The sequence below is a fragment of the Streptomyces sp. NPDC001796 genome (genome assembly GCF_042892355.1).
Lineage (GTDB): Bacteria > Actinomycetota > Actinomycetes > Streptomycetales > Streptomycetaceae > Streptomyces.
Genome location: NZ_JBIAUC010000006.1, coordinates 61974 through 86512 on the forward strand (window position 1 = coordinate 61974; position 24539 = coordinate 86512).

Sequence of the window (24539 nt, forward strand, 5' to 3'; positions counted from 1 at the left end):
GGGTCGTCGGCGGGCACTCGCCCGCGGGTGCGCGGCAACGGCCGGGACGGGGCGGGACTTCCCTGTCGGCGCCCGGTACCTTCGCGGTCGTGTCCGCCTTGAAGAAGATCGTCGGGCGCCGCCTGCCGGTCGCCTCCACTGTCGTGCTGTCCCTCTCGCTCGCCGCACCGGCGACCGCGTTCGCGGCCCCGAAGACCCCGGCGGCGTCGCCCTCGGCCACCCCTCCGGCCGTGATGTCGACCGTCGGCGGCGAGCAGCTCGGCAGGCCGGGCACCCAGGTGAACCTGGGCAGCGGTGCGCCGGTGCTGCCCAAGGACGTCACCGCGCGCTCCTGGATCGTCGCCGACGCCGAGTCCGGTGACGTCCTCGCCGCCCACAACGCGCACTGGCGGCTGCCCCCGGCGAGCACCCTGAAGATGCTGTTCGCGGACACCGTGCTGCCGAAGTTCCCGGCGAGCGAGACGCACAAGGTGCTCCCCTCCGATCTGGCCGGCATGGGGACCGGATCCAGCCTGGTCGGGATAAAGGAGGGCGAGACCTACACCGTCCACGACCTGTGGCTCGGCGTGTTCCTGCGCTCCGGCAACGACGCCGTGCACGCGCTGTCGGCGATGAACGGCGGCGTCCCGCAGACCGTGCAGGACATGCAGGCGCACGCCGAGGAGCTGCAGGCGCTCGACACGCACGTGGTCAGCCCGGACGGCTACGACGCCCAGGGGCAGGTGTCGTCGGCGTACGACCTCACCCTGATCGCCCGCTCCGGGCTTCAGAAGAAGGACTTCCGCGACTACTGCTCGACGGTGCGGGCCACGTTCCCGGGGGAGACCACCCAGAAGGGCGGCAAGAAGTCCCGCGGGTCGTTCGAGATCCAGAACACCAACCGGCTGCTGGCCGGCGACTACGACATGACCCCGTACCGGGGTATCGCGGGCGTGAAGAACGGCAACACCACCAACGCGGGCGCGACCTTCACGGGGGTCGCCGAGCGCAACGGCAAGGTGCTGCTCGTGACGGTCATGAACCCGGAGAAGCACGACCACAACGAGGTCTACAAGGAGGCCGCCCGGCTGCTCGACTGGGGCTTCGGCGCCGCCGGCAAGGTGACGCCCGTGGGCGAGCTGGTCGCGCCGAAGAGCGCCACCTCGGGCACGGACCCCAGCGGGACACCGTCCCCCGCCGCCGCGGCCGGCGGGCCCGGCAAGCCGGTGGCGGCCTCGGTGCGGGAGGGCGGCTCCAGCGGGGTGGGCGTGGCGCTCGGCATCACGGCCGGCCTTCTGGTGCTGCTGGGCGCGGGGGCGTTCCTGGTGAACCGCCGCTGGCCGCTGCCCGATCTGGTACGTCGCCGGACGCGTCCCTGACCTGCTCCGCCTCCTTCTCCTTGCTCTGCGTCGCCGTCCAGGCGGCGCAGAACAGCACGAGCTTGGAGGTGAAGTTGATCCACAGCAGCAGCGCGACGGGCACGCCGAAAGCGCCGTACATGCTCTTCCCGGCGACGCCCTGGATGTACCCGCTGAGCAGCAGTTTGAGCAGTTCGAAACCGACCGCGCCGATCAGGGCGGCGACGAGCAGACGGCGCCGCCCCGGCTCCACGCCGGGCAGCAGGGTGAGGACGTAGAGCAGGACGAGGAAGTCGGCGAGGACGGAGACGGCGAAGGCGGCGATCCGCAGCAGGACACTGCCCCAGCCGTCCTCGAGGCCGAGCTGCCGGGCCATCCAGTCGACCAGCGCGGTGGCGACGGTGGAGGTGGCGAGGGTGACGACGACCGCGCCGCCGAGGCCGACCAGCACCAGCCCGTCCTTGAGCGTGCGCACCAGGGGGTTCGCGGTGTCGTCCGGCAGCTCCCACACCGCGCGCAGGCAGTCCCGCATCTGGCCCACCCAGCCGATTCCGGTGAACAGCAGCACGGCCCCGGCGATCACGCCGACGGTACCGGCGTTCTGCACCAGGCCGTGTATGTCGAGCTGGCTGGAGATGCCCGGGAACTGCTCGGCGATCTTCTTCTGCACGGTGTTCTGCTGGGCCTGGCTGAGCGTCGCGGCGCCGATCGCGGCGGCGACGGTGAGCAGCGGGAAGAGCGCCACGAAGCTGACGAACGTCATCGCGGCGGCGAGCCGGGTCCACTTCACGCGGTCCAGTCGTTCATAGGAGCGCCAGGCGTGCGTGGCCATCAGGCGCGTGACCAGTGGCCCGATGCCGGGGAGTCCTTTCAGCCAGTCCATGATCCGTCCCTCCCCGCGTGAACCCGGTCTGTACCCCGGTACTCCGGTCTGTATCCGGCTTCCCCGCATCGCCCATTTCAGTGAGGAGCCGCACAGAGGAGAGATATGGAGAGGTTATGCCCGTTTAATCACGATACGGTCGCGGTCATGTCTGCCGCGAAGGACGCCCACCGCCTGCCCCAGTCCCTGCTGATCCTGGGCGGCACGTCGCAGATCGCCCTGGCCACAGCCCGCCGCCTGGTCGCCCGCCGCACCCGTACCGTATGGCTGGCGGGGCGGCCCTCCCCCGCGCTGGAGGCCGCCGCCGAGCATCTGCGGGCGCTCGGCGCCGACACCCGCACCCTCCCCTTCGACGCCCTCGATCCCGAAGCGCACGAGGCGGCGCTCGGCAAGGTGTTCGCGGAGGGAGAGATCGACCTGGTGCTGCTCGCGTTCGGCGTGCTCGGCGACCAGGCGACCGACGAACGCGACCCGGTGGCCGCGGCGCGCGTCGCACAGACCAACTACACGGGCGCGGTCACGGCGGGGCTGGTGTGCGCCCGGGCCCTTCAGACGCAGGGCCACGGCTCGATGGTGGTGCTGTCGTCGGCCGCCGGGGAGCGCGCCCGCCGCCGGGACTTCCTGTACGGCTCCAGCAAGGCGGGGCTCGACGTGTTCGCGCAGGGCCTGGGCGACGCGCTGTACGGCACGGGCGCGCACGTCATGGTCGTACGCCCCGCGCACGTCCGTACGCGCCGTACGGCGGCCACGGAGCCGGAGCCGCTCTCCACCACGCCGGAGGAGGTCGCCACGGCGATCGAACTGGGGCTGCGCAGACGGTCGGAGGTGGTGTGGGTCCCCGGCGTCCTGCGCCTGGTCATGGCCGTCCTGCGGCACCTTCCGCGACCATTGTTCCGGCGGCTGCCCGTCTAGGTCGCCCAGGAGCAGGAGCAGGCGTCCTCAGAGGGTCGGCAGGGTGGCGTTCTCGGCCCGGGCGGCCGCCTGCGGCGGTACGACCGCGCTGCCGAAGGGGAACTCCCGCAGCTTGCGCCAGACGCCGTCCGCGCCCTGCTCGTACAGCGCGAAGCCCGTGCAGGGCCACTCGGCCGCGTAGTCCGCGAGCTCCTCGTACGCCCGGTCCATCGCCGCGTCGTCGATGCCGTGCGCCACCGTGACATGCGGGTGGTAAGGGAACTGCAGCTCGCGCGCCACCGGCCCGGAGGGGTCCCGGACCTGCCGCTGCAGCCGGGAGCACGCCTCGGCGCCCTCGACGACCTTCACGTACACCACCGGCGACAGGGGCCGGAACGTGCCCGTGCCGGCCAGCCGCATCGGGAAGGGGCGCCCGGCGGCCGCGACGGCGACGAGGTGCGCGTCGATCGCGGGCAGATCCGCGGACTCCACCTCCGTCGGCGGCAGCAGGGTGACATGCGTGGGAATGCAACGCGCCGCGGCGTCGCCGAAGCCCGCGCGCAGCTCCTGGAGCTCGCTGCCGTGAGGCTCCGGGACCGCGATCGACACACCGATCGTTACGGTCCCCACGTCGTCTCCCTGTCGTCGTGTCGGATTCGTGCACAGCCGTCCGGCTATCGACTGTACGGCCACGACCGCCCCGTGGGCAGGCGCAACCGCAGTGATGTACAGCGCTCTTGGCCGTGGCGCGTCCGTGCGCCGGTAGGTGCCGGTCCCGGCCGTCAGTGCTTGGCGGGCAGGAAGCCCACCTTGTCGTAGGCCTGCGCCAGCGTCTCCGCGGCGACGGCTCGGGCCTTCTCCGCGCCCTTGGCCAGGATCGAGTCGAGGGACTCGGGGTCGTCCAGGTACTGCTGGGTGCGCTCCCTGAACGGCGTCACGAACTCGACCATGACCTCGGCGAGGTCCGTCTTCAGCGCGCCGTAGCCCTTGCCCTCGTACTGCTGCTCGAGGTCCGCGATCGGGGTCCCGGTGAGGGTCGAGTAGATCGTCAGCAGGTTGCTGACACCCGGCTTCTGCTCCGCGTCGTAGCGGATCACGGTGTCCGTGTCCGTGACCGCGCTCTTGACCTTCTTCGCGGTGGTCCTCGGCTCGTCCAGCAGGTTGATCAGGCCCTTCGGCGTGGACGCCGACTTGCTCATCTTGATGGACGGGTCCTGCAGGTCGTAGATCTTCGCCGTCTCCTTGAGGATGTACGGCTTCGGGATCGTGAAGGTCTCGCCGAAGCGGCCGTTGAAGCGCGTGGCGAGGTCGCGGGTCAGCTCGACGTGCTGGCGCTGGTCCTCGCCGACCGGGACCTCGTTCGCCTGGTACAGCAGGATGTCGGCGACCTGGAGGATCGGGTAGGTGAACAGGCCGACGCTCGCGCGGTCGGCGCCCTGCTTGGCGGACTTGTCCTTGAACTGGGTCATGCGGCCGGCCTCGCCGAAGCCGGTGAGGCAGTTCATGATCCAGGCGAGCTGGGCGTGCTCGGGGACGTGGCTCTGGACGAAGAGCGTGCACCGCTCCGGGTCGAGCCCGGCCGCGAGCAGCTGGGCGGCGGCCAGTCGGGTGTTGGCCCGCAGGTCCTCCGGGTTCTGCGGGACGGTGATCGCGTGCAGGTCGACGACCATGTAGAACGCGTCGTGGGTCTCCTGCAGGGCCACCCACTGGCGGACGGCGCCGAGGTAGTTGCCGAGGTGGAACGAGCCCGCGGTGGGCTGGATACCGGAGAGCACGCGAGGACTGTCAGAGGCCATGTTCACCATTCTCTCAGGTCCGGGGGGCCGGGCTGGAACTGGCCGGGAACAGCTGTGATCCGATCTTTCTGCGACGGTGTAACAAAGAACATGACAACCAAGGGGGATCGCGTGCGCGGGCTCGGCGGGCTGGTGGGGGCACTGGTGACGACGGTGGTGGCCGCGGTGGTGGCGCTGGGCGGGCCGGCGGCGCCGGCGCGGGCCATGAGCCGGGACATACCCGATCTCGCGCTGGTCGTGGCGGGCGATTCGGGCCGCACGACGACCTTGCGCTCGGGTGACCGGCGGTTCGCGCTGCTGTGGCAGTTGCTGGCTCCGACGGAGGCGCGGACGGAGCGGGTGCCCGAGGCGTGGCAGCGGGGGCGGTATCCGCGGGCGCGGGCCACGGTGGTGTGGGCGCTGACCGGGATCGGGGGGTGGCCCTACACGCGGCGGGCGCCCGGGGGCGACGTGGCCATCGAGCGGCAGGACCAGGTGTTCCTGGCGGCGGACGGGACGCCCTGGGTGCGGTCGGACCCGGCGCCGGACGTGGCCGACGACGACATCCGGTGGCGGCGGGTGCCCAAGGACGTCTTCGAGCGGTTGGAGCGGGACGGGCTCTTCGGGACCGCGCCCGCCGCGCCCGCAAGTGGCCTTCGGGACGGCCTCCGCTGGGCGGCCGGGGGGCTCGGGGCCGGGCTGGCGCTGGGTGCCGGTGGCACGTTGGCCGTACGACGGCGCGCGGCGGATCGGCGGGTGGCCGAGCCGCCGCGGCAGGAGCTCATCGATCTCGGGGAGTTCGGGTGACCGGCAGCGGTCAGCCCAGGTCGATCTCCGGGTACAGCGGGAAGCCCGCCACCAGGTCCGTCGCTCGCTGGGCGATCTCCTGGGCGACCTTCTCGTCCAGGACGTGGGCCGCCTTGGACGGGGCGCCGGACTTGGTGGTGCCCGGCTCGGTGGTGGTGAGGACCCGGTCGATCAGGCCCGCCACCTCGTCCATCTCCGCCGTGCCCAGGCCGCGGGTGGTGAGCGCGGGCGTGCCGATGCGGATGCCGGAGGTGTACCAGGCGCCGTTCGGGTCGGCCGGGATGGCGTTGCGGTTGGTGACGATGCCCGACTCCAGCAGGGCGGCCTCGGCCTGGCGGCCGGTGAGGCCGTAGGAGGTGGCCACGTCGATCAGGTTCAGGTGGTTGTCGGTGCCGCCGGTCACCAGCGTGGCACCGCGGCGCATCAGGCCCTCGGCCAGCGCGCGGGAGTTGTCGACGATCCGCTGGGCGTAGTCCTGGAAGGCGGGCTGCCGGGCCTCGGCGAGCGCCACCGCCTTCGCGGCCATCACGTGCGGGAGCGGGCCGCCGAGGACCATCGGGCAGCCGCGGTCGACCTGGTCCTTGAGGGAGTCGTCGCACAGGACCATGCCGCCGCGCGGGCCGCGCAGCGACTTGTGGGTCGTGGTGGTCACGATCTGGGCGTGCGGGACCGGGTCGAAGTCGCCGGTGAGGACCTTGCCCGCGACCAGGCCCGCGAAGTGGGCCATGTCGACCATGAGCGTGGCGCCGACCTCGTCGGCGATCTCACGCATGATCCGGAAGTTGACCAGGCGCGGGTAGGCGGAGTAGCCGGCGACGATGATCAGCGGCTTGAACTCGCGGGCCTGGGCGCGCAGGGCGTCGTAGTCGATGAGGCCCGTGGCCGGGTCGGTGCCGTAGGAGCGCTGGTCGAACATCTTGCCGGAGATGTTCGGGCGGAAGCCGTGGGTGAGGTGGCCGCCCGCGTCCAGGGACATGCCGAGCATGCGCTGGTTGCCGAAGGCGCGGCGCAGCTCGGCCCAGTCCTCCTCGGAGAGCTCGTTGACCTGGCGGACGCCCGCCTTCTCCAGGGCCGGGGTCTCGACGCGCTGGGCGAGGACGGCCCAGAAGGCGACGAGGTTGGCGTCGATGCCGGAGTGCGGCTGGACGTAGGCGTGGCGGGCGCCGAACAGCTCGCGCGCGTGCTCGGCGGCCAGCGACTCGACGGTGTCCACGTTGCGGCAACCGGCGTAGAAGCGGCGGCCGACGGTGCCCTCGGCGTACTTGTCGCTGAACCAGTTGCCCATCGCCAGCAGGGTGGCCGGGGAGGCGTAGTTCTCGGAGGCGATCAGCTTGAGCATCTCGCGCTGGTCGGCGACCTCCTGGCCGATGGCGTCGGCGACCCGGGGCTCGACCGCGCGGATCACATCGAGGGCGGCGCGGAAGGCGGTGGACTCGGTGGAGAGGGGCTGCTGCTCTGTCATGTCGGCCTCCGGGCGGCGTGGCTTGAAGCGTTCACGGTTCACGGTTGGCCCAGGCGCACGGCACTCGCTCGCATCCGGGCCGCTCCCCGATGGTCGGTCCCATCCCAGCGCGCCAGTCACGGCCCGTCGATCAGCCTACCGGGCGTCGCGGCGCGGTCCGTTCCCGTGTCCATCATGCGAGCGACGGCGGGCAAGGGGCACACGCCCGCCGCCGCCGGAAGAGGCCGGGCCGGCTGCGGGCGGTGCTCGGCGTCCGGGCGTCCTCCTCTAGAGGATCACGTGCGGCAGGAAACGCGCGTACTCGTCCGTGACCAGGCCCGACGACTCGCGGATGCCGAGGCCCGCCGGCTCGTCCTCGACGACCCAGGCGCCGAGCACGACGTGGTTGCCGTCGAAGGAGGGCAGGGGCGCCAGCTCCTGGTAGCAGCAGGGCTCCTCCCGCACGACGGGCGCGGCGCCCGGCGCGTGCACCGTGACGCCCTCGCCCTCGCGGCCGAGGAGCGGCTTGGCGACGTAGCCCGTGGTGCGGGCCAGCTCCCGGGGGCCGTCCAGGTGGGCCGGGAGCAGGTTCGGGTGGCCGGGGTACAGCTCCCAGAGGATCGCGAGCAGGGCCTTGTTGCTGAGCAGCATCTTCCAGGCGGGCTCGATCCACAGGGTGCTGCCGGTGCCGCCGCCGTTGTCGAGGGTGTCGAGGACGTGGCCGCCGAAGCGGTCGGTGGTGAGCCATTCCCAGGGGTACAGCTTGAAGCAGCTGCGGATGAAGCGGAGCCGGTTGTCGACGAAGCGCTCGGAGAGCGGGTCCCAGCCGATCTCCTCCATGGAGATCCAGTCGGTGTCGAGACCGGCCTGGTCGGCTGTCTCCTTCAGGTAGGCGACCGTCATCAGGTCCTCGCCGAGTTCGTCGTCGGCGGAGTGCGCGAAGTACAGCGGGCCGCCGGGCGGGAGCAGCGTGGCCTGCCTCTTCCAGGCGGCGACGAGGCGTTCGTGCAGGGAGTTCCACTGGTCGGCGCCGGGGAAGCGGTCCTCCATCCAGAACCACTGGGCGCTCGCCGCCTCCACGAGCGAGGTGGGCGTGTCGGCGTTGTACTCCAGGAGCTTGGCCGGGCCCGTGCCGTCGTAGCGCAGGTCGAACCGGCCGTACACGGAGGGGAGTTCGGCACGGCGGTGCCAGGCCTCGGCGACCGCGGCGGCGACGCCCGGGTCGGTGATGCCGAGGTCGGCGAAGCGGTCCGTGGCGACGATGTGGCCGGCGGCGGCCAGGCACATGCCGTGCAGCTCCTCGACGACCTCCTCGAGGGCCTCCACCTCGCCGAGCGTGAAGACGTAGTAGGCGCTCTCGTCCCAGTAGGGGCGCAGCGAGTCGTCCGGATAGCGGGTGAGGGGGTAGATCAGGCCCTGTGCCTCGACGGTCCGCTGCCAGCCGGGGCGAGGTTCGGTCGTACGGCGTTCCACGGCGGCTCAGCCGCCGGACTTGCCGTGACCGCTGCCGAAGCCGCCGCGGTCGATGCCGCCGTGGCTTCCGGAGCCGCCGGATCCCTTGCGGGACTTGGTGAAGGAACCGCCGTTGACGAAGCCGCCCTCCTTCTTGCCGCCGTAGTACCAGCCGCCGTTCACGGACGTCTTGGTGGACGTGCAGTTCTTGTCGGAGACGACCTTGTAGCCCTTGCCGAGGGTGTAGCTGTCACGGTCGACGCAGCGCTTGTCCGGGTCCGAGGAGCAGGCGGTGAGGGCGGCGGCGAGGAGCCCCACGCCGCCGAGGACGACGGTGCCCGAGCGCAGTTGCCGGCGTGTGTCCGCCATGTTCGTTGATCCCCCGTCGAGTGAGAATTCGTTGAGCTGTCGGTGAGACTGTGCGGCTTTCAGACTAGAGACCGCCGCCGTCGCCTTCCCGCCTGCCCCCGTCCCCGGGATGTCTCCTACAGTCGGTCTGTGCTTGTGGGAATGGTGTGCGCGCTGGGCGCGGCGGTCTGTTTCGGTACGGCGACGGTGTTGCAGGCGGTCGCGGCGCGGGCTGCGGGCACGGGCGGTGGCGGAGACGCGGCGCTGCTGCTGCGGGCGGTGCGGCAGTGGCGGTATCTCGCGGGGCTCGCGCTGGACGGGCTCGGGTTCCTGTTCCAGATCGCGGCGCTGCGGTCGATCCCGATCTACGCGGTGGGCGCGGCGCTCGCGTCCAGCCTGGCGGTGACGGCGGTGGTCGCCGCGCGGCTGCTGCGGGTGCGGCTGACCGGGAGCGAGTGGGGCGCGGTCGCGGTGGTCTGTGCGGGGCTGGCCATGCTGGGGCTGGCGTCCGGGGCCGAGGGCGACCGGGGCGGGTCGGCGGGGCTCCGGTACGCGATGCTGGCGGCGGCGGTGTGCGTGCTGGTGCTCGGGCTGGCCGGGGGGCGGTTGCCGGGGCGGGGGCGTTCGCTGGTGCTGGGCCTGGGCGCGGGGTTCGGGTTCGGAGTGGTCGAGGTGGCGGTGCGGCTGATCGACTCGCTGGCGCCGTGGGGGCTGCTCACCAATCCGGCGACGTATGCGCTGGTGGTGGGCGGCGGCGCGGCGTTCGTGCTGCTGACGACGGCGCTGGAGCGCGGGTCGGTGACCGTGGCGACGGCGGGCATGGTGGTCGGCGAGACGGTGGGGCCGGCGGCGGTCGGCGTGGTGTGGCTGGGCGACCGCACACGGGAGGGGCTGAGCTGGCTGGCGGTCCTGGGGTTCGCGGTGGCGGTGGCGGGTGCGCTGGCGCTGGCCCGGTTCGGGGAGGCGCCGGTTCGGGAGGCGTGAGGGGGACCTGGGCGGTCACGGCAGTACCCGGCACAACGCCTCCAGCGTCCCCGCCCAGGCGTGGTCCGGTGGTGTTCCGTAGCCCACGACCAGGGCGTCCAGTGGGCCGGTGGTGGCGGACGGGTGGCGGTAGAGCGACAGGCCCTGCAGGGACAGGCCCTGCCAGGCGGCCGCCCTGACCACGGACGCCTCCGTGCCCGGGGGCAGTTGCAGCACCGCGTGCAGGCCGGCCGCTATGCCCCGGACGTGTACCTCCGGGGCGCGGGAGGCGAGCGCGGCGACCAGGGCGTCGCGGCGGCGGCGGTAGCGCAGGCGGGCGGCGCGGACGTGACGGTCGTAGGCGCCCGAGGTGAGGAACTCCGCGAGGGTCAGCTGCTCCAGGACGCCCGTGGCCCAACCGCCCGTCCGCTGGACGGCCAGCACCTCCGGGAGCAGGGACGCGGGCAGGACCATCCAGCCCAGGCGCAGCCCGGGGGCGAGGGACTTGCTGACGGTGCCCAGGTACACCACGTGCTCCGGGTCGAGGTCCTGCAGCGCGCCCACGGGCTGGCGGTCGTAGCGGAACTCGCCGTCGTAGTCGTCCTCCAGGACGAGGCCACCGGTGCGGCGGGCCCAGTCGACCACCGCGGCCCGGCGCTCCGGGCGCAGGGCGCCGCCCAGGGGGAACTGGTGCGCGGGGTTCAACAGCACCGCCGGTACGCCGCTCAGGTCCTCCGTCCGCGTGCCGAGGCCGTCGAACGGCAGCGGTACCGTGCGCAGCCCGGCCCGCTGAAGGATGTTCCAGTGCACGAACAGGCCGTACGACTCCACGGCCACTGAGCCCGCCCCCCGGTCCCGCAGCACCTCGCCGAGGAGCTTCAGGCCCTGCGCGAAGCCGGAGCAGACGACGATCCGTTCCGGGTCGGCCCGCACGCCCCGGACCCGGGAGAGGTAACCGGCGAGCGCGGTGCGCAGTTCCACCCGGCCGCGGGGGTCGCCGTAGCCGAGGGCGTCGTTCGGGGCGGCGGCGAGGGCGCGACGGGCGGCCTTGAGCCATGCGGTGCGCGGGAACGAGGACAGGTCCGGGGTGCCCGGCGTCAGGTCGAGGGGGAGACGGCCGTGCTCCGGCGCGTGGTGTGGGGCGGGCGGTTCGGACGGCCCACCCATCGCTCGCTCGGCCACCCGGGTGCCCGAGCCCTGACGCGCGGTGAGCCAGCCCTCGGCGACGAGATCGGCGTAGGCGTCGGCGACCGTGTTGCGGGCGATGCCCAGGTCTGCGGCGAGCGAGCGGGAGGACGGCAGCCGGGTGCCGGGCGCCAGGCGGCCGGTGCGGACCGCGTCGCGCAGGGCGTCGGTCAGGCCCCGGCGCAGGCCCGATCCGGTCGGTTCCAGATGCAGGTCGACGCCGAAAGTGGCCCAGGATTTCGCCATGGAACTGGACCATACTCCTGGTCCGCCTGGCTCGTAGGGTCGAGGGCATGACGACGAACGAGAACACCACGACGACGGTGGAGTACGCCCCCGAGCACACCCCCCGCATGGTCTGGGCCAAGCACGCACCCGAGGTCTTCAAGACGATGGTCCGGCTGGACGCGGCCGCCGGGCAGGGACTGGAGCCGAAGCTCCGCGAGCTGGTCAAGATCCGCGCTTCCCAGATCAACCACTGCGCGTACTGCCTCGACATGCACACCAAGGACGCGCTCGCCGCGGGCGAGAGCGTGGAGCGGATCGTCCAGCTCGGCGCGTGGGAGGAGTCGCGGCACTTCTACACGGAGCGGGAGCTCGCGGCACTCGAACTGACCGAGGCGGTCACGGTCCTGACCGACGGCTTCGTCCCCGACGAGGTCTACGGCAAGGCCGCCAAGCACTTCGACGAGGCCGAGCTGGCGCAGCTCATCGCGGCGATCGCCGTGATCAACGCGTGGAACCGGTTCGCCGTGTCGACGCGTGCGGTGCCGGGGCACTACCGGCCGGGGCAGTACAAGTGACGGCTCGCACGACGTATCTGGACGGCGGGGTCCGCGCCTCGATGCAGGCCCTGAGCGCAGTCGCGAAGAAGGGCCTCGGCGACCCCGCCCTCGCCGAGCTGGTCCAGATCCGCGCCTCGCAGCTCAACCACTGCGCGTTCTGCCTGGACATGCATCTGGCGATCGCCCGGAAGCACGGGGTCGACGAGTCGTGGCTGGATCTGCTGAACGCCTGGGAGGAGGCCGGGGAGGTCTTCGACGAGCGGGAGCGGGCCGCGCTGGCGCTGACGGAGGCGGTCACGGTCCTGACGGAGGGCTTCGTGCCGGACGAGGTGTGGCAGCGGGCCGCCCTGCACTTCGACGAGGCCCGGCTCGCCCACCTGCTCGCGCTCATCACCGTCATCAACAGCTGGAACCGGCTGATGGTGTCCCGGCGCATTCCGGCGGGGAGCATGGAGTGGTGAGCAAAGTCGACACGTTCCGCGCCCTGCACCATGGACGCCTCCCCGGCGATCCCCTTGTCCTGCCCGGGCCCTGGGACGCGGCGAGCGCGCGGGTCCTCGTGGACGCCGGGTTCCCGGCGCTCGCCACGCCCAGCGCCGGGATCGCCGCCTCCCTGGGGTACGCGGACGGGTCCACCCCCGCCGACGAGATGTTCTCGGCGGTCGCACGGATCACCCGGGCGGTCGATGTGCCGGTGTCGGCCGACGTGGAGGACGGGTACGGACTCGCCCCGAAGGAGCTGGTGGAGCGCCTTCTGGAGGCGGGCGCCGTGGGGTGCAACCTCGAGGACTCCAGCGGGGGTGTCCTCGAGGACCCGCGCCGGCACGCCGACCGGCTCGCCGAGGTGCGGGCCGCGGCAGGCGACCGGCTGTTCCTCAACGCCCGCGTCGACACGTTCTCGTGCGGGGACGGGGACCCCGAGCGGGCCATCGAACGGGCCGCGTTGTACGTCGCCGCGGGCGCCGACTGCGTCTATCCGATCGGCGCCCCGGCGAACGTACTGCCCCTGCTGCGGGCCGGGATCCAGGGACCGCTCAATGCCTACGCCCAGCTCGACGGCGAGAGCCCCTCGCCCGCCGAGCTGGGCGAACTGGGCGCCACCCGGGTCACGTTCGGGCCCTGGCTGCAGCGGCGGACGACAGCGGCGCTGGGCGCGATCGCCGCAGGGCTGTAGGCGGGACCGGCGGGATCAGGACAGCCAGGCCTTCCAGGTGGACCCGTGGCTGTCCACCCACTTCTTCGCCGCCTCGTCCGGAGTCAGCTTCTGATCGGCGATCATCAGGGCGACCTCGTTCTGGTCCTCCGTCGTCCACCTGAACTTCTTCAGGAACCGCGCAGCCGCGCCGCCCTTCTTCGCGAAGTCGGCGTTGAGGTACTTCTGCAGCGGTGTGTGCGGGTAGGCGCAGGCGACCTTCGCCGGGTCCGCGTCGCAGCCCTCCTTGTACGGCGGCAGCCGCACCTCCGTCATGGGGACCTTCTTGAACAGCCACTGCGGCGCGTACCAGTACGTCAGGAAGGGCTTCTTCTCCTTCGCGAACTGCCTCATCTGCGTGATCTGCGCCGCCTCCGAACCCGCGAAGACCACCTGGTAGTCCAGCTTCAGGTTCTGCACCAGCGCCTTGTCGTTGGTGACGTACGACGGCGAGCCGTCCATGAGCTGGCCCTTGCCGCCGCTCTCCGCCGTGCGGAACAGCGAGGCGTACTTGTTCAGGTTCCTCCAGTCGGTGATGTCCGGGTGCTGCTTCGCCAGGTACGTCGGCACGAACCAGCCGATGTGCCCGGTCACCCCCAGGCCGCCGCCGCGGGTGATCGTCTTCTTGTCCTCGACGTACCGCTTCTCCTGGTCCGGGTGGCCCCAGTCCTCCAGGATCGCGTCGACCCGGCCCTGGCTGAGCGCGTCCCAGGCGGGCACCTCGTCGACCTGGACGGTGTCGACGCGGTAGCCGAGCCTGTGCTCCAGGATGTACTGCGCCACGGCCACGTTGGCCTGGGCGCCCACCCAGGACTGCACGGACAGGGTCACGGACTTCGAGCCCCCGGCGTTCGCGAACGGCGAGGCCTGCTTGGTCATGTCGGCGGCGCCGCAACCGGCGAGCAGCGAGCATGCGGCCGCCGTCGCGGCGATCAGGGCCGTCCTGCGGTTCAGTGTCATCTCACGCTCCCTTCGTCGTGCGTCGCTGGGTCGGCTGGGTCACCCGGTCGAGCATCAGGCCGAGGCAGACGATCGCGATCCCGGCCACCAGGCCGGTCGCCAGGTCGCCCTGGGCGAGGCCGAAGACGACGTCGTAACCGAGCGCGCCGCCGCCCACCAGGCCGCCGATGATCACGACGGCGAGCACCAGGACCACGCCCTGGTTGACTGCGAGCAGCAGAGCCGGGCGGGCCAGCGGAAGCTGCACCTGGCGCAGCTGCTGCCCGCTGGTCGCGCCGAGCGAGCGGGCGGACTCCAGCGCCGCCGGGTCCACCTGGCGCAGGCCCTGCGCGGTGATCCGGACGACCGCCGGAAGGGCGTACACGATGGCGGCGGCGACGGCGGGGGCACGGCCGACGCCGAACAGCGCGACGACCGGGATCAGGTACACGAACTGCGGCATCGTCTGGAAGACGTCGAGGACGGGGCGCAGCAGCCGCTCGAAGCGGTCGCTGCGGGCCGCCGCGATGCCGGTCGCGAAGCCGACGACGAGGGTGACGGCGACGGCGGCGAGCACCTGCGACAGCGTGTCGAGCGACGGCTTCCACACACCGAGCACGCCGATCGCGGCCATCGCGAGGACGGCGGTCAGCGCGGTGCGCCAGGTGCCGATCAGCCAGGCCAGGGCGGCGACGATCAGCAGGACCGACCACCAGGGCAGCCACTGCAGACCGGAGCGGACCGGGTCCAGGACCCAGGTGGTGAAGTGGCCCGCCCAGTCGGCGGTGCCGCCGACGACCGGCACGCCGGAGTACAGGTGGGCGGTCATCCAGTCGACGGCGCGGTTGACGGTCTCGGCGATGTTCACCGTCCAGCCCGTGGGCCAGTCGAGGCGGCCCGTCAGGCGCGCGGCCAGGGCCACGGCGACGGCGGCGAGGGCCGCGTAGGCCCAGGGGCGGGCGCTGCGCTGCTCCTGCCCGATCCGGTTGCCCGCCGCCGAGGTCACCCGGTCCAGGACGACGGCCAGCAGCACGATGGGGATGCCCGCGGCCAGCGCGGCACCCACGTCGACCGACGCCAGCGCCTGGTAGACGCGGTCGCCGAGACCGCCGGCGCCGATCACCGAGGCGATGACCGCCATGGACAGCGCCATCATGATCGTCTGGTTGAGGCCGAGCAGGAGTTCCTTGCGGGCGAGCGGGATACGGGCGGTCAGGAGGCGCTGCCGTGCGGTGGCGCCGAGGGAGTCGACGGCCTCCAGCACCTCCTTGTCGGCGGCGCGCAGGCCGAGGGCGGTCAGACGGGCCATCGGCGGGGCGGCGTAGACGACGGTGGCGAGGACGGCGGCGGGCACACCGATGCCGAAGACCAGGACCACGGGGAGGAGGTAGGCGAACGCCGGCAGCACCTGCATGGTGTCCAGGACCGGGCGCAGGGCGCGGTCCGCGCGGTCGGACAGACCGGCGCCCAGGCCGAGCAGCGCGCCGACGAGGACCGAGGCGAGGACCGCGACCACCATGAGGGCGAGCGTCTGCATGGTCGCCACCCACATACCGAGCAGACCGCAGGCGAGGATCGCCGCGGCGGTGCCGAGCGCGAGGCGCACACCGGCCACACGCCAGGCGACCAGGGCGGCCGCGACCGTCACCCCCGGCCAGCCCGCGGCGAGCAGGAGGAGGTAGACGGCGCGCACGGAGAGGACGACGGCGTTGCTGATGTAGCCGAAGAAGTACAGGAACAGGGGGTGGCTGTCCCGGTTGTCGATGATCCAGTTGCTGGCCGTGGTGAGTGGCTTGGAAAGGTCGACGGTGAGGGCGCCCGGCCAGACGGCCCCCGGCCAGCGGGAGTCGACCAGCGGTGCGAGGACCGCGGCGATGACCGCGAGGACCAGGAGCTTGCGGGCGGCGCGGGTTTTGACGAAGCCGGGCAGCAGGGCGCGTGGGGCGCTTGCGGTGACCGTGGCCATCAAGCGTCCTCCTTGCTGGTGCTGAGCGGCGGACGGTGCGCCGGCTCCTGCTTGCCGGGGGCCTCCGTCACACCCGACTTGGCTCGCGCGGAGGTGCCCGTCTCGCCCACCTGTGCCGCCACAGCCGCCCGTTTGCCCGCGGCCACGGCGGCCATCCCGGCCGCGGCCTTCTTGGCCCGGGCCGTGCGGGACGGCGTCTCCGGGCCCGTCGCGGCTCCGGCCGGTGGCCCGTCGCCCGTCGCCACCCCGGCGACGACCCCGAGCAGCGCCTCGGAGTCCACCAGGCCCAGACAACGGCCGTCGTCCACCACCCGGGCCGGTGCGCCCGCCCGGGCCACCGCCTCGATCGCCTCGGAGACCGTGGCGTCCGGCGGTACCGCCGGGCCGCTGCCCGCCTCCTCCAGGGACGCGGTGCGCATGGCGCTGCGGACCGTCATGACCTGTTCGCGCGGGACGTCCCGGACGAACTCGCGGACGTAGTCGTCGGCCGGGGAGCCCACGATCTCCTCGGGCGTGCCCAGCTGGACCACGCGGCCGTCGCGCATCAGGGCGATGCGGTCGCCCAGTTTGAGGGCCTCGTTGAGGTCGTGCGTGATGAAGACCATCGTGCGGCCCTCCTCGCGGTGCAGCCGGATGACCTCCTCCTGCATGTCGCGCCGGATCAGCGGGTCGAGCGCGCTGAACGGCTCGTCGAACAGGAGCACTTCGGGGTCGACGGCGAGCGCCCGGGCGAGCCCGACGCGCTGCCGCTGACCGCCCGAGAGCTGGCCGGGGCGGCGGTGCTCCATGCCCTCGAGGCCGACCTTCGCGACGACCTCGGCGGCCTTCTCACGGCGTTCGGACCTGCCCAGGCCCTGGATCTCCAGGCCGTAGGCCACGTTGTCGAGGACCGTGCGGTGCGGCAGCAGGCCGAAGTGCTGGAAGACCATCGCGGCCCGGTGGCGGCGCAGTTCGCGCAGCCGGGACCTGTCCATGGCGCGGACGTCCTCGCCGTCGATGACGATGGTGCCCGCGGTCGGTTCGATGAGGCGGGTCAGACAGCGCACCAGCGTGGACTTGCCGGAGCCGGACAGACCCATGACGACGAAGACCTCGCCCTTGCGGACGTCGAAGCTCACATCGCGCACGGCGGCCGTGCAGCCGGTGCGTTCGCGCAGCTCGGCGGGGCTGAGTGCGCCGAGTTCCGGGTCGGTGGGGACGCGGTCCGCCTTGGGTCCGAAGACCTTCCACAGGCCGTCCACGGAGAAGACAGGTGTGCTCGAGACGGGAGTGCTCATCACGCACCACCTCCGATCAGGTCGGCGGCCTTCTCCCCGACCATCAGCACCCCGATCATCGGGTTGACCGCGGTCATGGTCGGGAAGACGGAGGCGTCGGCGACGCGGATGCCGTCCAGGCCGCGGATGCGCAGTTCGGGGTCGACGACGGCGAGGTCGTCGGTCTCGGCGCCCATGCGGCAGGTGCCCGCCGGGTGGTACACGGTGTGGGCGACCTTGCGGGCGTACTCGCTCAGCTCCTCGTCACCGGTGATGTCCGGGCCGGGGCACACCTCCCGCTTCAGCCAGCCCGCCAGCGGCTCGGTCTTCGCGATCTCGCGGGCGATGCGGATGCCGTCGATGAGGGTGCGGCCGTCGTAGTCGTCCTCGTCGGTGAAGTAACGGAAGTCGAGGGCGGGCTTGACGGTCGGATCCGGGCTGGTGAGGTACAGCCGGCCGCGGCTCTTCGGTTTGGGGATGTTCGGGGTCATCGAGACACCGAACTCCGGCCGCTCGTAGCCGAGGCGCTCCGGGTTGTCCGTGAACGGGATCTGGTAGAAGTGGAACATCAGGTCCGGGCCCGCGTGTTCGGGATCGCGGCGCACGAAGAGCCCGGCGTCGGAGTCCATCGCGGAGTTCTCCGGGATGGGGCCGTGCGTCTCCCAGACGATGACCGACTCCGGGTGGTCGAGCAGGTTCTCACCGACGCCCGGCAGATGGTGCACCACGGGTATGCCGAGCTGCTCCAGGTCCGCCTTGGGGCCGATCCCGGAGTGCAGCAGCAGCCGCGGGGAGTCGACGGCGCCGGCGCACAGCACGACCTCGTGCCGGGCCCGTACGAGGATCTCCTCGCCCTCCTTGGTGCGCACGTGCACGCCGCGGGCGCGCGTGCCGTCCAGCTCCAGCTTGTACGCCCACGTCTCCAGCAGCAGCGTGAGGTTGGCGCGTTCGTCCATCACCGGGTGCAGATACGCCACCGACGCGCTGGAGCGCTTGTTGTTCTCCGGGTGGTAGGCGAGGTCGAAGAAGCCGACGCCCTCGGTGAACGGCTTCTTGTTGAAGCCCTCGACGCGCGGCACGCCGAGCGCCGCCTGGGCCGCGTCCACGAAGTCGCGGGCGATGGCGTTCCGGTCGTTCTCGTCGACGGGGACGATGTTGTTCTTCAGACGGGCGTAGTACGCCTCCATCGGTACGGCGCCCCAGCCCTCGGCGCCGGCCGCCTCCCACTCGTCCCAGTCGGACGGCAGCGGCTTGAAGGCGATCAGGGTGTTGTGCGAGGAGCAGCCGCCGAGGACGCGGGCGCGGCTGTGCCGGATGTGGGAGTTGCCGCGCGGCTGCTCGGTGGTCGGGTAGTCGTAGTCGAGTTCGCCGCCCAGCAGGCCCATCCAGCGGCGCAGGGTGAGGACGTCGTCGCGGCCGACGTCGCTCGGGCCGCCCTCGATGACGGCGACGGTGACGTCCGGGTTCTCGGTGAGTCGGGAGGCGATGACGGAGCCTGCGGTTCCGCCACCGATGACGACGTGGTCGTACTCGCGGGTGGTCTCGGGCATGGGCGTCGTGCTCCAGGGATACGGGGAGGTGGGGAGTGCCAGGTCGGGGGGAAGGTGGGGACGGAGGTGGAGGTCGGGGGTGATCGGTCGCGGGACTCAGCCCGCGAACCACCGCACCGGCTCGGGGGCGAGGTTCTGGTAGACGTGCTTGGTCTCGCGGTACTCGGCGAGGCCGGCGGGGCCGAGTTCGCGGCCGATGCCGCTCTTGCCGAAGCCGCCCCACTCCGCCTGCGGGAGGTAGGGGTGGAAGTCGTTGATCCAGACGGTGCCGTGGCGCAGCCGGCCGGCGACGCGGCGGGCACGGCCGGCGTCGGCGGTCCACACGGCGCCGGCGAGGCCGTACTCGGTGTCGTTGGCGAGGGCCACCGCCTCGTCCTCGGTGCGGAAGGTCTCGACGGTGAGGACGGGACCGAAGACCTCCTCCCGGACGACCTTCATCTCCCGGTGGCAGTGGTCGAGGACGGTCGGCTCGTAGAACCAGCCGGTGGCGGGCCGGGTGTCGCCGGGCTCGGGGCGCTTGCCGCCGCAGCGCAGCACCGCGCCCTCGGCGAGCGCGGAGGCGACGTACGCCTCCGTCTTCGTGCGCTGCTGTTCGGAGACGAGCGGGCCGCACTCGACGCCCTTCTCGGTGCCGCGGCCGAGTTTGATCTTCTCGGCGCGGCGGGTGAGTTCGGCGACGAAGCGGTCGCGGACGGACTCCTCGATGATGAGGCGGGCTCCCGCCGAGCAGACCTGGCCGCTGTGGATGAAGGCGGCGTTGAGGGCCTGGTCGACGGCGGTGTCGAAGCCCTTCTCGGTGGCGCAGGCGTCGGCGAAGACGACGTTGGGGTTCTTGCCGCCGAGCTCCAGGGCGATCTTCTTGACGCCCGCGGCGGCGGCCTGCGCGACCTTCGTGCCGCTGACCAGGCCGCCGGTGAAGGAGACGAGGTCGACGCCGGGGTGCTCGGCGAGCCGGGCGCCGACGGAGTGCCCGGGGCCGGTGACGATGTTCGCGACCCCGTCGGGCAGCCCGGCCTCGACCAGCAGGTCGATCAGCGCGATCGTCGTCATCGGGGTGATCTCGCTCGGCTTGGCCACGAAGGTGTTGCCGGCCGCGAGAGCCGGGGCGATCTTCCAGCCGGCCTGGAGGAGCGGGTAGTTCCAGGGGGTGATCAACGTGCACACCCCGACGGGTTCGTGCACGACGACGCTGTGGATGTCGGGCGAGCCGGCGTCGACGACCCGGCCGACGCCCTCGGCGGCGACGAGGTTCGCGAAGTAGCGGAAGGCGTCGGCGACGCAGTCGATGTCGACCCGGCCCTCCTCGACGGTCTTGCCGGCGTCCCGGCTCTCCAGCAGGCCCAGCTCTTCGCGATCGCGTATGAGAAGATCGGCGACGCGGTGCAGCAGCGCGGCACGCTCCGCGACGGGCGTGCGCGGCCAGGGCCCCTCGTCGAAGGCCCGGCGCGCGGCCTCCACCGCGGCGTCGGCGTCCCGCTCGTCACCCTCCGCGACCACCGCGAACGGCGTGGCATCCGCCGGGTCGAGGACCTCGCGCGTGGCACCGGAGAGGGCCGTGCGCCACTCCCCTGCCACGTGGATCGTCTGCTCTGCCTGCCGTGCCTGCTGTCCGGCCATGATCGGTACTGCCTTCCGTTCCTGTGCGGTACCCCTGTGTCACACCGGTGTCACTCCGGGGCCGGAGGCGCGCCTGCCCCCGGCTCGTCGATGCATGCGGGCCCTGCGGCCGAAAGTGCGGAGCGTCACTAAAAATGCGGTCGAAAAGGGTGAAAAGTACGCTGAGCCACTGGAGGTGACGTGATGTCCCGAACCCATGGCTTCGCGATCGCTACGGGCGCCGTGTCGATGGCGCTGCTGTTGCCCCCGATGTCGTTCTCTCCGCCGGCGAGCGCCGCCGTCCCCGCCCAGGTCGGAGGCAACCAGAGCCCGCAGGAGCTGGCCGCGCAGGCGGAGCGGGGGCTGCAAAACGCCAGATCCGTCCGGCTCGTCTACGAGGACCGCAGCGCGACGGCGAGGTCGAGCAAGCGTCTGCCGACGGCAATGGACCTCGCCCTCGACCGGGCCGGCAACTGCGCCGGCACCATGACGCTCGGCGGACACGGCGGCACCGTCCAGATCGTCAAAAGGGGCACCGACGTGTGGCTGAAGCCGGACGCGGCGTTCTGGAAGGCGGAGTACCCCGGCAAACGGGGTGCCGGCCTGGCCACGACGTTCACCAACCGCTACATCCACGGCTCCACGTCCAGCAACCTGCTGGCCGGCATCGCGAGCACCTGTGACCTCCGTCAAATCCAGGACGTCGCGAAGGTCTCCGCACCCTCCTCCCTGAAGGAGGGCCTCGCGACGACCCTGAACGGCACCCGGGTGGTCCCCCTGTCCTTCCAGGTGAACGGCTTCACCTCGACGCTGTACGTCACCACGGGCAAGGACCACCGCCTCTACCGGGCGGCCCAGAAGGGCCCGGACACGGATCTGAGCCTGACCTTCACGGGCTACAACGTGCCTGTGCCGAGGACGACCCCGCCCGCCGGCCAGACGGTGGACATCTCACGGGTTCCGCAGCCGTCGCAGAGCTGACGGAGAGGACAGGTGCCCGTCGCACGAAGAACGGGCCCCGCTCCGGATGCAACCGGAACGGGGCCCGTGGCGCAGGGGCGCCGAGGTGTCAGATGAGGCCGAGGCCGCGGACCGCCTCGCGCTCCTCCTCGAGCTCCTTGACGGAGGCGTCGATGCGGGCGCGGGAGAACTCGTTGATGTCCAGGCCCTGGACGATCTCGTACTTGCCGTCCTTGGTGGTGACCGGGAAGGAGGAGATCAGGCCCTCGGGGACGCCGTAGGAGCCGTCCGACGGGATGGCCATGGAGGTCCAGTCGCCCTCGGCGGTGCCGTTGACCCAGGTGTACACGTGGTCGATGGCGGCGTTGGCGGCGGAGGCGGCCGACGAGGCGCCGCGGGCCTCGATGATGGCGGCGCCGCGCTTGGCGACGGTCGGGATGAAGTCCTCGGCCAGCCACTTCTCGTCGTTCACGACCTCGGCGGCGTTCTTGCCGGCGACGGTGGCGTGGAAGATGTCCGGGTACTGGGTCGCGGAGTGGTTGCCCCAGATGGTCAGGCGCTTGATGTCGGCGACCGTGCTGCCCGTCTTCTTCGCGAGCTGGGTCAGCGCGCGGTTGTGGTCCAGGCGGGTCATCGCGGTGAAGCGGTCCGCCGGTACGTCCGGCGCGGCGGCCTGGGCGATCAGCGCGTTGGTGTTGGCCGGGTTGCCGACGACCAGGATCTTCACATCGTCCGCGGCGTGGTCGTTGATGGCCTTGCCCTGCGGCTTGAAGATGCCGCCGTTGGCCTCGAGGAGGTCGCCGCGCTCCATGCCCTTGGTCCGCGGGCGGGCGCCCACGAGAAGGGCGACGTTGGTGCCGTCGAAGGCCACGTTCGGGTCGTCCGTGATGTCGATGCCCTGCAGGAGCGGGAACGCGCAGTCGTCGAGCTCCATGGCCGTGCCCTCGGCGGCCTTGAGGGCCGGGGTGATCTCCAGGAGGCGCAGCCTGACCGGCACGTCCGCGCCGAGCAGCTGGCCGGAGGCGATGCGGAAGAGCAGTGCGTAGCCGATCTGGCCGGCCGCGCCGGTGACGGTGACGTTCACGGGAGTGCGGGTCATGGCGTTCTCCGTATGACAGCTGGCGGTGGGGCGTCGTCGCCCCGGGGTGAGGGATCCCCGTCACCGGCTCGCGGCCGGCGCCCGCCGCGATGATCGATCACGGGTATGAATGATCGATCTCTTGGCGTCAAGAGAGATCCAGTCGTCAGGCTATCGCGCATCCGGCATCCCGCACGGCCGGGTCCGTGTGGCCCGGCCCACAACCCCCATGAGGCGGCGGCCGCCTGCTCGATGAGGGGGGACTGAGCGGCGGCCGCCGTGGGGGATGTCCTGCCGGAAGGGGAATGTCGGCCCTCCGGCGCTGCCGGACTCCCGTGGGGGTGTACGGTCCGCCTGCCCCGCGACGGGACGCTCATGCGTGTCGTGGCGTGATTCTTTTCCGCGAGAGACGCACGGCACCCGTCCGCGCGCCCCTCGCTGCCGCCGCCGTGCTACTGCGTGCACCCCTTCCGCCCCGATGCCAGCGTCACGCAGGCCTTCGCCGCGGCCCCGCCCTTCACGGCCACCATCGGGGTGTACGCGTCGGTGTCCCCTGCCGTGGTGACCGAGCCGGTCTGCTTCGCCGCCCCGGCCGCGGACACCTCGACGGTGTCGCCCTGCGCCGCCCCGGTGATACGGGCCCAGGCGGCGCCGCAGGTCCTGCTGTAGCGGACCTCGACGAGAGTGGTACCGACGGTGACGCTGGTGCTGGTCGTGGCCTGGGTGCCGCCGCAGCCCATGGTCTCCGGGTCCTTGCCGGTACAGCCCGCGCCGGCGCACTTGACGCCGGGCGGAAGGTCGGCGTCCGCGCTCGGCGAGGCTGCGGACGGCTTGGGAGCGGCGGCCTTCTCGTCGTTGCCACCGGTGAGGTGGAAGGCGGCCGCGATCAGCAGCAGCGCTCCGACCAGACCCGCCACGAACATGGTCAGCCGACGCCTGCCGCGCGCGTTGCCGGACCCGCCGCCGTCCGGCCGGGCGTCGGAGGGCGCCGGTCCGTGCGGCCGGGACACGTCCGGTGCGGGGACGGAGCCGGGGGCGGGTGCGCCGGACTTGGGCGCCGCGGCCGGGCCGCGGTCGGCCACCGACGGCCCCTTGAACCCGGCGAGTCCCCAGGAGTTGCCACCCTTCGAGCCGGCACCCGCCGTACCGCCGCGCGCCGCACCGGAGTCGCCCGCCGCGTCCGGGGTCTGCTCGGGCGTCGGCTGCGGCGGCACCGTCGGGGACACGCCCGCAGGGCCCGCGATGCCCGGCGCCACCGTGGCGCTGCGGGCCGCCCTGCCGTCACGGCCCTGGCTCTCGGTGGCCGCCCCGAACTCGCCGAGCGCGGCACGCGCCTGGGAGATCCGGATCGCCTCCATGGTTCTGTCGTGGCGCATCTCCGCCCGGCTCCAGGCCCGTTCGGCCAGCTCCCACATGGTGGTCAGATGGACGGGATGGGTGCCGGTCACCTCTGCCAGCGCGACGATCGCGCCCTTGGGTGCGAGGAGCCGGCCGTTCAGGTACCTCTCCCAGGACGTCTTGCTGTAGCCGGTGCGGTCGGCCACGGCGGAGACGCTGAGACCGCTGCGGTCCACGAGCCGCCGCAACTGTGCCGCGAACTCCTTGACCTGCGGATCGAGTTCATCGGGCAAAGCCTTCCAGCGAGGCATTGCTTCCCCCCTCTTCCCCCGGTACATCCTGTTGTTCCCCGTGCGTGGTGCCCGCTCCCGGTCCCCGTTGTGGCTACCCGCGCCGGAGGCGCCCGGCCGGGCCTTCCATCCCCGGAACGGGGGGCGCACGGAGGCAGTCGGACGGGAGCGAGCGCCGTCGCACGCCCCCGTGGGTCTCCGGACCAGTGCCCACCGTCTGTTCGTACGGCCGAACAGAACGTCCGGCTCACTGCGCGAGACGCCCCGGACCGTCCCGATTGGACACGTTAGCCGCCATGTGCGAACGATTCGCGGTCCATGCGCGAACTTGTCAACACATCGACACAACGGGGACACAGCGGCGACCTCAGCGGACACAGGGGCCCCAGGGGGAGCCCGGTCACCTCACGCGAAGGTCACGATCCGAAGGTCACGATCCGAAGGTCACGATCCGAAGGTCACGATCCGAAGGTCACGATCCGAAGGTCACGATCCGAAGGTCACGAT

At 72.1% G+C, this 24539-nt stretch carries 22 protein-coding genes and 1 riboswitch; of the genes, 8 read left to right on the top strand and 14 right to left on the bottom strand.

The features are described 5' to 3' along the window. Window positions 1–89: 89 nt before the first annotated feature. Complete coding sequence (locus ACFYZE_RS14390) at window positions 90–1358, top strand: D-alanyl-D-alanine carboxypeptidase family protein (protein ID WP_388992605.1); 1269 nt, start codon at window positions 90–92, stop codon at window positions 1356–1358. On the opposite strand, the gene ACFYZE_RS14395 is transcribed toward ACFYZE_RS14390, so the two are convergent. Then, window positions 1261–2220 (bottom strand): YihY/virulence factor BrkB family protein, encoded by a 960-nt coding sequence (locus ACFYZE_RS14395; RefSeq protein WP_388992608.1) that lies wholly within the window; start codon window positions 2218–2220, stop codon window positions 1261–1263. The two genes, ACFYZE_RS14390 and ACFYZE_RS14395, sit on opposite strands and share 98 nt — an antisense overlap. Window positions 2221–2367: 147 nt before the next feature. Here ACFYZE_RS14395 and ACFYZE_RS14400 point away from each other — a divergent pair, with 147 nt between their 5' ends. Further along, entirely contained in the window at window positions 2368–3132 is a 765-nt protein-coding gene (locus ACFYZE_RS14400) for a decaprenylphospho-beta-D-erythro-pentofuranosid-2-ulose 2-reductase (protein ID WP_388992610.1), read from the top strand. A gap of 27 nt (window positions 3133–3159) precedes the next feature. Here the strand turns inward: ACFYZE_RS14400 and ACFYZE_RS14405 are convergent, their stop codons facing one another. Both ACFYZE_RS14405 and trpS read right to left on the bottom strand, forming a co-directional pair. Further along, window positions 3160–3741, bottom strand: a complete 582-nt coding sequence (locus ACFYZE_RS14405) for a 2'-5' RNA ligase family protein (protein ID WP_388992613.1) — start codon at window positions 3739–3741, stop codon at window positions 3160–3162. A 152-nt stretch (window positions 3742–3893) separates the two neighbouring features. Continuing rightward, on the bottom strand, window positions 3894–4907 hold the full coding sequence (gene trpS / locus ACFYZE_RS14410) for a tryptophan--tRNA ligase (RefSeq protein WP_388992616.1): 1014 nt from the start codon (window positions 4905–4907) through the stop codon (window positions 3894–3896). 90 nt (window positions 4908–4997) lie between these two features. On the opposite strand from trpS, the gene ACFYZE_RS14415 reads away from it, so the two are divergent. Further along, on the top strand, window positions 4998–5693 hold the full coding sequence (locus tag ACFYZE_RS14415; RefSeq protein WP_388992619.1) for a hypothetical protein: 696 nt from the start codon (window positions 4998–5000) through the stop codon (window positions 5691–5693). Between the two features lie 10 nt (window positions 5694–5703). On the opposite strand, the gene ACFYZE_RS14420 is transcribed toward ACFYZE_RS14415, so the two are convergent. The 3 genes from ACFYZE_RS14420 to ACFYZE_RS14430 form a co-directional block, all read right to left on the bottom strand. Further along, the gene (locus ACFYZE_RS14420) at window positions 5704–7155 is read right to left on the bottom strand and encodes a glycine hydroxymethyltransferase (RefSeq protein WP_388992622.1); all 1452 of its coding nucleotides are present in this window, start codon (window positions 7153–7155) and stop codon (window positions 5704–5706) included. Window positions 7156–7195: 40 nt separating this feature from the next. Beyond that, a riboswitch (ZMP/ZTP riboswitch) is annotated at window positions 7196–7285 on the bottom strand. Window positions 7286–7422: 137 nt separating this feature from the next. After that, window positions 7423–8607 carry a glutathionylspermidine synthase family protein gene (locus ACFYZE_RS14425; protein ID WP_388992625.1) on the bottom strand — a complete coding sequence of 395 codons (1185 nt, stop codon included), beginning with the start codon at window positions 8605–8607 and terminating at the stop codon, window positions 7423–7425. Window positions 8608–8613: 6 nt separating this feature from the next. Continuing rightward, window positions 8614–8955, bottom strand: a complete 342-nt coding sequence (locus ACFYZE_RS14430; protein WP_388992628.1) for a hypothetical protein — start codon at window positions 8953–8955, stop codon at window positions 8614–8616. A 141-nt stretch (window positions 8956–9096) separates the two neighbouring features. On the opposite strand from ACFYZE_RS14430, the gene ACFYZE_RS14435 reads away from it, so the two are divergent. Then, entirely contained in the window at window positions 9097–9918 is an 822-nt protein-coding gene (locus tag ACFYZE_RS14435) for a hypothetical protein (RefSeq protein WP_388993442.1), read from the top strand. A 15-nt stretch (window positions 9919–9933) separates the two neighbouring features. On the opposite strand, the gene ACFYZE_RS14440 is transcribed toward ACFYZE_RS14435, so the two are convergent. After that, window positions 9934–11328: a PLP-dependent aminotransferase family protein gene (locus tag ACFYZE_RS14440; RefSeq protein WP_388992631.1), complete on the bottom strand. Its 1395-nt coding sequence runs from the start codon at window positions 11326–11328 to the stop codon at window positions 9934–9936. A gap of 47 nt (window positions 11329–11375) precedes the next feature. On the opposite strand from ACFYZE_RS14440, the gene ACFYZE_RS14445 reads away from it, so the two are divergent. The 3 genes from ACFYZE_RS14445 to ACFYZE_RS14455 are packed head-to-tail and all read left to right on the top strand — an operon-like array spanning window position 11376 to window position 13041. Then, complete coding sequence (locus ACFYZE_RS14445; RefSeq protein ID WP_388992634.1) at window positions 11376–11885, top strand: carboxymuconolactone decarboxylase family protein; 510 nt, start codon at window positions 11376–11378, stop codon at window positions 11883–11885. Beyond that, the gene (locus tag ACFYZE_RS14450; RefSeq protein WP_388992637.1) at window positions 11882–12328 is read left to right on the top strand and encodes a carboxymuconolactone decarboxylase family protein; all 447 of its coding nucleotides are present in this window, start codon (window positions 11882–11884) and stop codon (window positions 12326–12328) included. The genes ACFYZE_RS14445 and ACFYZE_RS14450 overlap by 4 nt, the downstream gene beginning before the upstream one ends. Beyond that, the gene (locus ACFYZE_RS14455; protein WP_388992640.1) at window positions 12325–13041 is read left to right on the top strand and encodes an isocitrate lyase/phosphoenolpyruvate mutase family protein; all 717 of its coding nucleotides are present in this window, start codon (window positions 12325–12327) and stop codon (window positions 13039–13041) included. The genes ACFYZE_RS14450 and ACFYZE_RS14455 overlap by 4 nt, the downstream gene beginning before the upstream one ends. Before the next feature lie 15 nt (window positions 13042–13056). Here ACFYZE_RS14455 and ACFYZE_RS14460 read toward each other — a convergent pair whose 3' ends face one another. The 5 genes from ACFYZE_RS14460 to ACFYZE_RS14480 form a co-directional block, all read right to left on the bottom strand. Beyond that, window positions 13057–14019 (bottom strand): ABC transporter substrate-binding protein, encoded by a 963-nt coding sequence (locus ACFYZE_RS14460; protein ID WP_388992642.1) that lies wholly within the window; start codon window positions 14017–14019, stop codon window positions 13057–13059. Between the two features lies 1 nt (window position 14020). Then, entirely contained in the window at window positions 14021–15964 is a 1944-nt protein-coding gene (locus tag ACFYZE_RS14465; protein ID WP_388992644.1) for an ABC transporter permease, read from the bottom strand. Next, window positions 15964–17241: a glycine betaine/L-proline ABC transporter ATP-binding protein gene (locus ACFYZE_RS14470; protein ID WP_388992647.1), complete on the bottom strand. Its 1278-nt coding sequence runs from the start codon at window positions 17239–17241 to the stop codon at window positions 15964–15966. Before ACFYZE_RS14470 ends, ACFYZE_RS14465 begins: the two co-directional genes overlap by 1 nt. Next, the gene (locus tag ACFYZE_RS14475; RefSeq protein WP_388992650.1) at window positions 17241–18770 is read right to left on the bottom strand and encodes a GMC family oxidoreductase; all 1530 of its coding nucleotides are present in this window, start codon (window positions 18768–18770) and stop codon (window positions 17241–17243) included. Before ACFYZE_RS14475 ends, ACFYZE_RS14470 begins: the two co-directional genes overlap by 1 nt. A gap of 96 nt (window positions 18771–18866) precedes the next feature. Next, entirely contained in the window at window positions 18867–20387 is a 1521-nt protein-coding gene (locus ACFYZE_RS14480) for an aldehyde dehydrogenase family protein (protein WP_388992653.1), read from the bottom strand. Between the two features lie 183 nt (window positions 20388–20570). On the opposite strand from ACFYZE_RS14480, the gene ACFYZE_RS14485 reads away from it, so the two are divergent. After that, complete coding sequence (locus ACFYZE_RS14485) at window positions 20571–21347, top strand: hypothetical protein (protein WP_388992656.1); 777 nt, start codon at window positions 20571–20573, stop codon at window positions 21345–21347. Window positions 21348–21435: 88 nt separating this feature from the next. Here the strand turns inward: ACFYZE_RS14485 and ACFYZE_RS14490 are convergent, their stop codons facing one another. Together ACFYZE_RS14490 and ACFYZE_RS14495 are read right to left on the bottom strand one after the other, a co-directional pair. Continuing rightward, the gene (locus ACFYZE_RS14490; RefSeq protein WP_388992659.1) at window positions 21436–22425 is read right to left on the bottom strand and encodes a malate dehydrogenase; all 990 of its coding nucleotides are present in this window, start codon (window positions 22423–22425) and stop codon (window positions 21436–21438) included. Between the two features lie 431 nt (window positions 22426–22856). Further along, a complete protein-coding gene (locus tag ACFYZE_RS14495) occupies window positions 22857–24053 on the bottom strand; it encodes a DUF2690 domain-containing protein (protein WP_388992662.1) in 1197 nt (398 codons plus the stop codon). Between the last annotated feature and the right edge of the window lie 486 nt (window positions 24054–24539).